The 11,173-nt window shown below is 57.8% G+C and carries 7 protein-coding genes; 3 read left to right on the top strand and 4 right to left on the bottom strand.

The features are described from left to right. Positions 1 to 13 precede the first annotated feature (13 nt). Together M1D99_RS17730 and M1D99_RS17725 are read right to left on the bottom strand one after the other, a co-directional pair. On the bottom strand, positions 14 to 880 hold the full coding sequence (locus M1D99_RS17730; RefSeq protein WP_186710335.1) for a helix-turn-helix domain-containing protein: 867 nt from the start codon (positions 878 to 880) through the stop codon (positions 14 to 16). A 29-nt stretch (positions 881 to 909) separates the two neighbouring features. Then, the gene (locus M1D99_RS17725; protein ID WP_434570747.1) at positions 910 to 1,683 is read right to left on the bottom strand and encodes an acyl-homoserine-lactone synthase; all 774 of its coding nucleotides are present in this window, start codon (positions 1,681 to 1,683) and stop codon (positions 910 to 912) included. A 627-nt stretch (positions 1,684 to 2,310) separates the two neighbouring features. Between M1D99_RS17725 and M1D99_RS17720 the strand changes: the two genes are divergently transcribed. Then, on the top strand, positions 2,311 to 2,910 hold the full coding sequence (locus M1D99_RS17720; RefSeq protein WP_434570745.1) for a LysE family translocator: 600 nt from the start codon (positions 2,311 to 2,313) through the stop codon (positions 2,908 to 2,910). A gap of 36 nt (positions 2,911 to 2,946) precedes the next feature. Here M1D99_RS17720 and M1D99_RS17715 read toward each other — a convergent pair whose 3' ends face one another. After that, positions 2,947 to 3,675, bottom strand: coding sequence for a helix-turn-helix transcriptional regulator (locus tag M1D99_RS17715; RefSeq protein WP_186730805.1), 729 nt, complete (start codon positions 3,673 to 3,675; stop codon positions 2,947 to 2,949). Between the two features lie 389 nt (positions 3,676 to 4,064). After that, positions 4,065 to 6,719: an excinuclease ABC subunit A gene (locus tag M1D99_RS17710; protein ID WP_458130525.1), complete on the bottom strand. Its 2,655-nt coding sequence runs from the start codon at positions 6,717 to 6,719 to the stop codon at positions 4,065 to 4,067. Positions 6,720 to 6,911: 192 nt separating this feature from the next. Between M1D99_RS17710 and M1D99_RS17705 the strand changes: the two genes are divergently transcribed. Both M1D99_RS17705 and nosR read left to right on the top strand, forming a co-directional pair. Further along, entirely contained in the window at positions 6,912 to 8,390 is a 1,479-nt protein-coding gene (locus M1D99_RS17705) for a hypothetical protein (protein ID WP_458130524.1), read from the top strand. 609 nt (positions 8,391 to 8,999) lie between these two features. Further along, complete coding sequence (gene nosR / locus M1D99_RS17700) at positions 9,000 to 11,150, top strand: transcriptional regulator NosR (protein ID WP_434576531.1); 2,151 nt, start codon at positions 9,000 to 9,002, stop codon at positions 11,148 to 11,150. Positions 11,151 to 11,173 lie beyond the last annotated feature (23 nt).

Below are 11,173 nucleotides of genomic sequence, written 5' to 3'. Positions count from 1 at the left end.
GTTGGGGGGAGTTTTATACGGCTTGTTGAATCGCGTTATTGCCATTCCATTCCATGTGAGCCGGTGTGGCATCCATCGAATGCATCCAACGGATCAGCGAACGACGCCCGCCAATCCCCATCTTTATGGCGGCGCGCTTCAGATAACTTTCAACGGTATTGACTTTCAGGTTCAGTTGCTCGGCAAGTTCGGGGGCGGTGCGCCCGGCCAGCAGCCCCACACACACTTCCGTTTCACGAGAGGACAAACTCAGTCCCGATAGAAGCAGTCGATCAGCGAAGCGTTGACGCAGTGCTTCCATACCGCCATTTTCCGAAGCGTCCAACGCCAGGAACGGATCCTGCCGGGTGGACTCCGGTGGAACAAGCGCCGCTACATGCTCCTCGACCATGGGCAATAAAAGACAGGAAAAATCTTTCAGCAGTGCATGTTCTTGGGCGGTAAATCCTTTTGAAAGAGGCGAACGGTAAATAGACAGTACATAACGACGGCCGTTCTTTCGGGTGCTCAGGTGTAACTGGGTCGTTGTGCTGTAGGCAGGCACTTTTTCCGAGCGTTCGCATTTAAGCAAGCATCGGGAGAAGTTGGGTATTTTTTGCGGCGTTGCGTCTTCGAAGAGAATGTCGTCGGCCAGGAAAAATGGCTTGGCGGTATGCGTGTCCATGAGGGCGCCGACGCAAGCGTTGTCCATGCCGACGCAGCCTAGGCTGGAAGTGCTGGGTTCTGACATATTACTTGTGCCGATCCGTTGCTCGGTAATATGTGTGGCGTCCACGGGGATTTCCGTAAGTATCAAGTCATGCAACATGCGCGGGAAATGGCGGCTACCTGTACTGGCAATGACTTTACCAACGTGCGGGAATAATCGTTGTAGGTTCATCCTTTCTCCAAAATCATCCAATTATTTGATTAAAGCTGCAGCTCAGTGTGCATGGGTATCTTTGCCGGAATGTTTCGATCGGCGAGTAGCTGGGGAGTGTCCAGGGATTTATGGAGTCTATCTGACGAGCGGTGTGTCATGTGCGAATGGGTAAATACAGTTGCTCGGTGGATGGCGTTTTTGCTGAGGACCTCCTCATAAGTTTTCAAAGTGCATGGCAATGTGCCGTAAATGATCTGCTCTCCCTTCGAGCCTAATGCGCTGTTGATTCTTTCAATTGGCCAGCCAGAACGTTTCAGGATCTTTTCCATCAGGGTGTCAACGATAATTTCATATGTGTGAATTTTTTGTTGTTGGGCAAACTTAATCATTGACAGGAAAAGTGCCGCTGTGCGAATGTCTACATTAGCTCGGGTGAGTTTTCTCGTGGAAAGATTGTTGGCTGAAAGTGCAAATCTAGTGGCTTCCCAACAGTGATTCAAAGGCGGTCTGGTTTTTTCGGTGGGAAGAATAAAGCTCAGGGACCCATTCATCAATGTGGGTTTGCTGGAGGCGCGTAGTCGAACACAGCCGGTGACGCGGTCGTTTTCATGGGCGTAGAGATAGAGCGCGTCGGGGTCGTCGTATTCATCCCACTCATAATCGCTGCCTTGATAACTTTTAATGTCCCATTTCTTTCGATCGATGAAGGCGAGTTTTCGAATGGACAATATTTGTTCGAGGGTTTCGAGGGGGATGTTTGAGTAGCTTACGATGCGGGTGGATACGCCGGAAAATTCATAGGTGCACGGGGAGTAGTTCATCGGTGCGACTTCTTGGCTGCAGGTGAAGCTACTGTTAACTTTGCACTAAGGTATTTCAACTGTCCTAAAGTACAGTCTTTGATTTATAGAGTGTGTAGCCTAATTAGGGGGCGGTGCGCTGGCGGGGCACCTTATAAGTAGAGGGGTGCTCGTTAGTTGTGGATTTGTATTGCTTGGCATCCAAAAAAGTATAGGCGCGAAATGGTGGCAAACTGGTGTTGATTAAAGGGTGTTGCCTGAAAATGAAATAAATCTGGCCTCTTGTTTTTTTGACGATTCTAAAAATGTCACCCATAACAGACTGATATTATTTTGTTCAAAAAATTGACGCGCTGAAAATAAACTTCAGTGCCTGTAAACAAAAGGTCATCTAGTCGTGGGCACGGTGACTTTCTATCGCGGGTTGACTCACGGACAGGGAGTCCAAGGATTATGGATTGGCGAGCGGTTTGAAGAGGTGTGGCACATTGATGGTGGTCTAGTGTGATTGCTCTATTTAAGTTGGTTGTCTGACCTCGTATGACTGAGTTGCTGACTTCATGGCTCTGCCTGAGATCATGCGGAAGGATGATGGATCGATCTGACCCTGGAAACTGGCCGTACCGGCTGCTGATATGGATGGATACTATGAATTATATTGCGCTTTCGTTGTTGACCGTGTTGTTGGTTCCGGGACCAACGAACTCGTTGTTGTTGCAAGCGGGTATAAGTAAAGGGCTCAATTCGCTTTCGATGCGCTTCGTTGCAGCAGAATGGTTGGCATACGTTATTCAGATGACGATGTGGGGAGTATTCATTGACTTACTGATAGCCGATCACTCGTGGGTAGTGATCGCCACCAAAATCTTTGCTGTGTGTTTTCTGTTTTATATTTCCTTGAAACTTTGGTTCTCGGTAAAAGACCATGGGCCTGGCGCAACGACGGGTATTACCGTTCCGGATTTATTCGTGGCAACGCTGACAAATCCCAAAGGCTTGTTTTTTGTTTCCTTCGTTGCGCCGGCGGGAACATTCCTGTCGCTGGATAGCTGGCTGTCGTTCATGCTGCTATTCTCAGCCATTATTTTTCCGGTAGGGTTGGTGTGGATTGCGGCTGGCGCTTTTTGTGGTCGAAAGTTCCACGCGATTGTATCCGGGCGGTTTTTAAATCGAGCCATTTCCCTGGTGATTGGGTTGTTTGCCTGCGGCATGCTTTTCAATATCGCATCCCAGGTGAATTTCGCCTGAGTGTGCTCTGGTATTAAAGTTGAGTGGCGACGAATGTCAGATGAGGTTCAACTGCGCCGCTTTGAACATGGCTTGCTTGACGTTGGTGCACTCCATTTTTTCAGTCATTTGCTTGGCATGAAATTTCACTGTTCGTTCGGTGATATTCATGATCAAGCCAATTTCCTTATAGTTTTTTCCAAGCGCAAGCCAGCGCAAGAATTCTATTTCCCTGGGCGATAGCTTGAGCGTGCTTTCTACACCGACCTCAAGCGGGCGGTGCTGGTTGGCGATGATGCTGAGCGTCTGAATAATGACCATATTCTCCCTGACAATAGTTGGGAAGTCAGGATCATTCTCTTCCGAGGACAAGTGAATAGAGCCGAACGATCTGCCCGGCTCATGAATCGGAATGGTGAACCCTTGCTTGATGCCATAGGACGCGGATTGATCAAATATTTCCGGGTTATTGTCCAGTTCTTGTGGAATTTCATCCCAGAAAAAAGGCGTGGCGGTAATGGCTGTGTTGGCCATGACCGGATCTGATTTATGCAATGAATTTCTGCGGTAAGTGTCCACCCATTCAGCGGGGTAATTGCTGTGGATGGAGACTTTGGCATTATCGAAGGGTGCGGCCTCCAGATGAACATAAGCAAATTTTTCAAGCCCTAGTTTCGAGAACATCCAACCGAGTATCTCGGTGTACTCGTCGTGGCTTTTCCCTGGAATATTATTCTCCACCTCTTGAATTAAATTGAACAGGTGGCTTGGAATAGGCTTGAGCATAATGGATGCGCTCGAAAAATATTAATGTGAATACCTTTGCACAGTCAGGTATGTCACCTTGATATTCGCCAAGCGGAGTAGATGAGTTTTACAACCTCAGCACCCATCACCACTGGCGGTTTTGTGGCCGCGATCGGAGCTGCGAAGGGGATTGGTATATCGGGAGGGCACATCCAATTCATCGGGGGGTGCTTCAGCGCGCGATAATAACCCCTCATCCCGCAGTGTAAGGTTTGTTCTTTCAGTTGGGGTGATGTCATTTTGCGTCCTTGCCAGTGCAACCTCAGCCCATTGCCCCCTGAGGTTGCAGTTAATTACATCGACTGAAACGATTAACTTGGGACAGTATAGACAGCTTTTCCGCAACAGCGAGAAACATTGAAAAACCTCTATTTTTCATGCTGAAAAGCCCTTTTCAGGAACCCTGCTGTTCGACTCTCCCGGGACTTCGCCACACTCTTCGGATCCCCACAAGCGACCACCTTTCCGCCCTGGGTTCCAGCGCCCGGGCCAATATCGATGACCCAGTCACTCTGCGCCACCACCCGCATGTCATGTTCCACCACAACCACCGTATGGCCTTCATCCACCAGGCGATTCAACTGCACCAGCAAGCGGTCCACGTCCTGGGGATGCAGCCCGTTGGTGGGTTCGTCCAATACATATAACGTCGTGCCCCGGGCCTTGCGCTGCAGTTCCGTCGCCAGCTTGATCCGCTGGGCTTCGCCGCCGGACAGCTCCGTAGCCGGTTGGCCCAGGCGCAGGTAACCCAATCCGATATCCTGCAGCACGTGTAACGAACGCCTGGCCGCCGCTTGCTCGGCAAACACCTCGAGCGCCTGGTTCACGGTCAGTTGCAAGACCTGGGAAATGTCCAGGCCCTGCCAGCGAACCTCGAGGGTCTGCGGGTTGTAGCGCGCGCCGTGGCAGGTGGGGCAGGGGGCGTACACGCTGGGCATGAACAACAATTCGACGCTGACGAAACCTTCACCTTCGCAGGTCTCGCAGCGACCCTTGGCGACGTTGAAGGAGAAACGCCCGGCATCGAACCCCAGCGCCTTTGCCTGCTCAGTGGCAGCGAACAATTTGCGCACGTGATCGAACAGCCCGGTGTAAGTGGCGAGGTTGGAGCGCGGGGTGCGGCCGATGGGTTTCTGGTCTACCTGGACCAGCCGCTTGACCGCGTCTAGCCCGGCGGTCACGCGCCCAGCGCTGGTTTGCACGGGTTCGTCTTCCAGGCTTTGCTCGTCGGGCTCGGCGTTGGGGCTGGCCTGGCCCAGGTGGGCGCCCACCAGATCCAGCAGGGCCTGGCTGACCAGGCTCGATTTGCCGGAGCCAGAGATACCGGTCACGGCGGTGAAGCAGCCCAACGGGAAGGCCGCGCTCAGGTTGTCGAGGTTGTTGCGGGTGATACCTTCCAGGCGCAGCCAATCCTTGGGGGCGCGCGGGCTGCGTGTCGTGGCGTGTTCTTCACTAAACAGGTAGGCGCGGGTGCGTGATTCGGTGACCTGGCCAAGGCCGGCCGGTGGGCCGCTGTAGAGGATTTTGCCACCTTGTTCGCCAGCGTCCGGGCCGACGTCGATGAGCCAGTCGGCACGGCGCATGGTGTCGAGGTCGTGTTCGACTACAAACACCGAATTGCCCGCTGCCTTGAGGCGTTGCAGGGCGCCAAACAGCGCTTCGCTGTCGGCCGGGTGCAGGCCGGCGGAGGGTTCGTCCAGCACGTAGATCACGCCGAACAGCTGGGAATTGAGTTGGGTCGCCAGGCGCAGGCGTTGCAGTTCGCCGGAGGAAAGCGTCGGCGTGCTGCGTTCCAGGGCGAGGTAGCCGAGGCCCAGGTCGATCAGGGTGGTGATCCGTTCCAGCAGCTCCGCGGCGATGCGTTGGGCGGCCAGGCGCTTTTCCAGGGAGAGGTTGGGTGTGTGGCGGGCGTCCGGTCCACCGGCGTGGGGCCTTTCGCCCCGGGCGGCGCGTTGTTCCCGGGCCTTTCGGGTTTGCTGGTGACTGAGGACATCCCCTGTTTCTTCGGCCTGTTCAAGGTAGTCAGGGGCCTGGACCCGCTTGAGCACCTCGGCCAGTTCGAGCAGGGACAGGTGCGACAGCTCGGCGATGTCCAGGCCGGCAAAGGTCACGGTTAGCGCTTGGCGCTTGAGCCGCTTGCCTTCGCACACGGGGCAGGGGCTGGCGCGCATGTATTGGGCCACGCGTTTGCGCATCTGGGCGCTTTGCGAATGCATGAAGGTGTGCAGCAGGTAGCGTCGGGCGCCGCTGAAGGTGCCTTGGTAGCTGGGTTCGAGCTTGCGCTTGAGTGCTTCGCGAGTTTGGGCCGGGGTCAGTCCCGCGTAGACGGGAACGGTCGGGGTTTCTTCGGTGAAAAGAATCCAGTCCCGTTGTTTTTTCGGCAGGTCGCGCCAGGGGATGTCGACGTCATAGCCCAGGGTCACGAGGATGTCCCGCAGGTTCTGGCCTTGCCAGGCCATGGGCCAGGCGGCCACGGCGCGCTCGCGGATGGTCAGCGACGGGTCCGGCACCATGGAGGCTTCAGTCACTTCATAGACTCGGCCCAGGCCGTGGCATTCCTGGCAGGCGCCTTGGGGCGTGTTGGGCGAGAAGTCCTCGGCATAGAGCATCGGTTGGTCGGCCGGATAGCTGCCAGCGCGGGAGTAGAGCATGCGGATCAGGCTCGACAGGGTGGTGACGCTGCCCACCGACGAGCGCGCGCTGGGTGTGCCGCGCTGTTGCTGCAAGGCAACGGCCGGGGGCAGGCCCTCGATGCTGTCCACGTCTGGCACGCCCACCTGGTCGATGAGGCGCCGCGCGTAGGGCGCGACGGATTCGAAATAACGACGTTGGGCCTCGGCATAGAGCGTGGAAAATGCCAGCGACGACTTGCCGGAACCCGACACTCCCGTGAACACCACCAGGGCATCACGGGGGATGTCCACGTCGACGTTCTTGAGGTTGTGTTCTCGAGCACCGCGTACCCGGACGAAACCGGTGGTTTGAGGCAATGAAGAGGCGGCGGGGCCGGAGCGTGGGGGCATGGAGCGTTCCTTGTGGGCATCTGCTTGTCGCACTGGGGCGGTCAGGTGAGGCGGCGTCACGAAGAATGTAACCTGGATCACAGCGCTGACATTTATGCGACCGGGTTTGGCCATTCTCGTGCGATAAAAATTTACTCCGGACAAAAGAGATGAGAAAAGCTTCGCAGTTTTCCCCTGGATACGGACCTCCCCATGTCTCGTTCAAAACTGCTCTCTAGATTATTTGTCGCTCTGCTGGTCGGCGCGGCGCTGTGGTACATGTGGATGCTTGCCAGTGCCAAGCTGGAGTGGGGCGGCGACGGCCCTGATCAGCAGCAAGTGGGCACCGTGAAGGATACCCGCTTGCGCGCGATGACCCAGTATTGCACGGGCGTGACGGTGACACCGCAGGGGACTTGGCTGGTGGCGCGGCTGGAGGAAGAGGCCCGAACGTTCGAGCCGTCCGCGGACGTCGTCAACCTGGATGCGGTGGTCTATGGCAAGCCCGTCGAGACTGAAGAACCGGAGGAGCCCAGCACCTTTTCCCGTTTGTTCTCTCGTGGGGAAACGGAAACCTCCTTCATTTCCCGCCTGGATGACAAGGGGCAGTTTCAGCTTGTGGCCCATGTCAGCGGCGCCGCTTGTCTTGTGGCCAGTCCCGATGGGACCAGTGTGTTCCTGCTCACGGGCCTGCGTCGACCTGAGACGGCGAATGCCCCGGAGCCCGATCAGACCGTGGTCTTTCGCAGCGACGATCAAGGCCAGCGCTGGACGTGGTTGACCCAGGGTTGGTTTCCCGAGGTCGATTCGTTGGCCTGGAGCCTCGTTCCCTATTTCCACGGCGTGAATGAAGTCTGGGCCGTGGGCACGCCGGACGGGGTGAAGGAGGACGGCGATGAAGCAAAGCCGATTGCCGTTTCCACCGGCGTCTTTTACTCGGCTGATCGCGGTGCGCACAGCTCGCCGATCATGGCACCCGAGTCGCTGCTCGTATCTGCCGAATACGCCCATGGCAAACGCCCGGACATCACTGGCTGGCACACCAGCGAAGGCGCAAAAGGGACCGTCCGGACCAGTGTCCTGCAATTGGACGCGCAGACGGCCTTTATCTGGGTCTCCCAACGCTTCTGGGGTAGCCACCCGGATGGCGTCAGTGACAACATCGCAGTTAACGTCACGACACGGGCGCGGCTGCTAGCCAAGGCTGGGCAGTGGCGGGTCGTGGAGGTGCAGCGTGCCGACAACCTGTTCGTGAACAAGGTGCTGCAGAACGACGCCGGGCGGGTGATGGGGCTGATTGACCAGGGCGACCACGGGCAAGCTGTTGTCGCCGAATTGGACACCGCCGCGCTGACCTGGACGCCCATGGGGGAACTGCCCAGCGTGTTTTCACCCCTGGCGTCGCAGACCCAGGTGCGTGGCGATAATCTCTGGATGGGACAAGACACCCTGCTGATCAACACCACCAGCGAGCACCATCCACCGCGCTGGCTCTATTGGTGGTCGGACGCGAACATCTCTGCCAACGGGGTGTTTTATTCCAAGGATTGGGGCCGCTCCTGGCAACGCCTCGCCATCGGCGGTTACCTGGGTATCCTCGGTTTTCAACCGGCCCAGGACCGGGTGATCTGGGCCAACGGCAACTGGTACGACAGCAATGACGGCCGTGTCTATTCCTATGGCTTGCGCTGAACCCAGACAGCCCCTGACACACAGCTGAACGGCTGTTGTGGCGAGGGAGCTTGCTCCCGCTGGGCAGCGCAGCGGCCCCAAGGCCAGGCGCCACGGTGTGTCAGGCTGATGTGGGCAGCTTCATGGGGGCGCTTCGCGCCCAGCGGGAGCAAGCTCCCTCGCCACAAAAGCGGCCTTCATTTGCTGGACGTCCGGGTGTGCTCACGGATGGGGAGTTTAGTTTTTGAAGAAGTGGAACGCGGAGCGTCCCTGGCGACATTCCCACGCAGGAGCGAGGGAACGATCGACAGCCCCTGACACACAGCTGAACGGCTGTTGTGGCGAGGGAGCTTGCTCCCGCTGGGCTGCGCAGCAGCCCCAAGGCCAGGCGCCACGGTGTGTCAGGTTGATGTGGGCCGCTTCATGGGGGCGCGCTTCGCGCCCCAGCGGGAGCAAGCTCCCTCGCCACAAAAGCGGCCTTCATTTGCTGGACATTCGTGTCTGCTCTCGGATTCGGCGTTTAGTTTTCCCGAGTTGATTTCAATCAAGGGCCCAAGCCACGGGCGGGCCCCACAATGATCGCCAAGATCCTGTCTTCAAGCCCTGGCGCTCATGACCCGTTCCTCTGTGATGTTACACCTATCCCGCTCCTGGCTCCCCGGGCTGTTCGTTCTACTGCTGATGTTCGCTGGAATCGTCCAGGCCAAGGACTACGGTGACCTCCCGCAACAACGCATCCACCACGTCCTGGGCTCGGTCGATTCGATCTCCGAACCCGACGGTCCCTTCAAGGTTCGCAAGCTGTCCGCCGCTGGCAAGGTCGCGGGCTACGTGTTCCAGAGCCTGGATGTGGTGGACATTCCGGCGTATTCCGGCAAGCCGATCAACGTCCAGGTCATTCTCGATCCTACCGGGGTGATTCTCGACGCCTATGTGCTTGAACACCACGAACCGATCCTGCTGATCGGCATCGCCGAAGAAAAACTCCACGGCTTCAGCGCGCGCTACAGCGGCATCAAGGTCAACCAGCGAGTGGTGGTAGGGCATTCCAGCGACCCGAATGCGGTGACGGTCGATGCGATCGCCGGCGCCACGGTGACGGCCATGGTGGTCAACGAAGTGATCATGCGCGCCGCCCACGATGTCGCGGTGTCCCTCGGCCTGGTCAAGGGCGATGCGGGGTTGGCCGTGGCACCGGCGCGGGTGCGCGCGGATATCTACGAGGCTGCCGACTGGAAGACCTTGGCGGGCAACGGCGCGGTCCGTCGCCTGCACCTGACCCGTGGCCAGGTCGATGCGTCCTTCAAGGGCACCGAAGCCGAACAGGTCGAGACCGCCAGCGGCGAGCAGGTGAATGACACCTTCATCGACCTCTACGCCACCCACCTCAACCCACCCTCCATTGGCCGAAACCTGCTGGGCGAGGCGCAATACCGCACGCTGATGGCCGAGCTCAAGCCGGGCGAGCAAGCCATCGCAGTGATGGGCAGTGGTCGTTATTCCTTCAAGGGCTCGGGTTACGTGCGCGGCGGCATTTTCGACCGGGTGCAGTTGCGTCAGTCCGGCGACACCATCAGTTTTCGCGACCTGGATTTCCAGCGCCTGAATGATGTGGCCCTTGATGACATGCCGGACTTCGATGAAATGGCGATTTTCATCATCCGTGCCGCCCACCGTTTCGACCCCGGCTCGCCCTGGAACCTGGAGCTGCTGGTGCGCCGCCAGACCGGTCCGGTCAGCGGCACCTTCAGCAGTTTCGAGCTGGCCTATCAACTGCCCGAACCCTACCTGGAACGGCCATTGCCCACCGCCGAGCAACTGGCGGCCGCCGAAGAAGCCAGCCGGCCAATGTGGTTGACACTCTGGTACCAGAAAAACGTGGAGATTTCGGTGTTGGGTGCGGCGTTGCTGGTCCTCACCGCGATCCTGTTTTTCCAGGATTCACTGGCCCGGCGGCCCACGTTGTTGCACTGGGTACGTCGCGGTTACCTGGTATTCACCGTGGTGTTCCTGGGCGGCTTTGCGCTGGCGCAGTTGTCAGTGGTCAACGTGCTGACCTTCGTCCACGCCCTGTTCGAAGGCTTTCGCTGGGAACTGTTCCTCACCGATCCGCTGATCTTCATCCTCTGGGTGTTCACCGCCGGCAGCATTCTGTTGTGGGGACGCGGGGTGTTCTGCGGCTGGCTGTGTCCGTTCGGCGCGTTGCAGGAGCTGATCAACGAACTGGCGCGCAAGCTCAAGGTGCCCCAATACGAGCTGCCGTTCGCCGTGCATGAGCGGCTGTGGGCGATCAAGTACATCATTTTGCTGGTGCTGTTCGGCGTCTCGCTGGAGTCGATGTCCAGCGCCGAACGGCTGGCCGAAGTGGAGCCGTTCAAGACCGCCATCACCCTCAAGTTCGACCGCCAGTGGTGGTTCGTGGCATACGCAGCGGGCCTGCTGGTGATCAATGTCTTTACCCGCAAAGTCTATTGCCGCTACGTCTGCCCGCTGGGCGCCGCCTTGGCGATGCCGACCCGCCTGCGCTTGTTCGACTGGCTCAAGCGCCGCAAGGAATGTGGCAACCCCTGCCAACTGTGCGCCAAGGAATGCGAGATCCAGGCGATCCATCCCGATGGCCGGATCAACGCCAACGAATGCCACTACTGCCTCGACTGCCAGATGACCTGGCACAACGAAAACAAATGCCCACCGCTGATCAACAAGCGCAAGAAGCGCGGCAAGGCGACCGTGACCGATGCGCAACTGATTCCCGTGGTGCAGGTGAACCCGGCGCCTTGAGGCACCCCAATGGCCTGTCCCTT

It is taken from the genome of Pseudomonas sp. R3-41 (assembly GCF_054161485.1).
The sequence above is the reverse complement of the archived record's forward strand: the minus strand, read 5'-3'. Positions and strand labels throughout refer to the sequence as shown.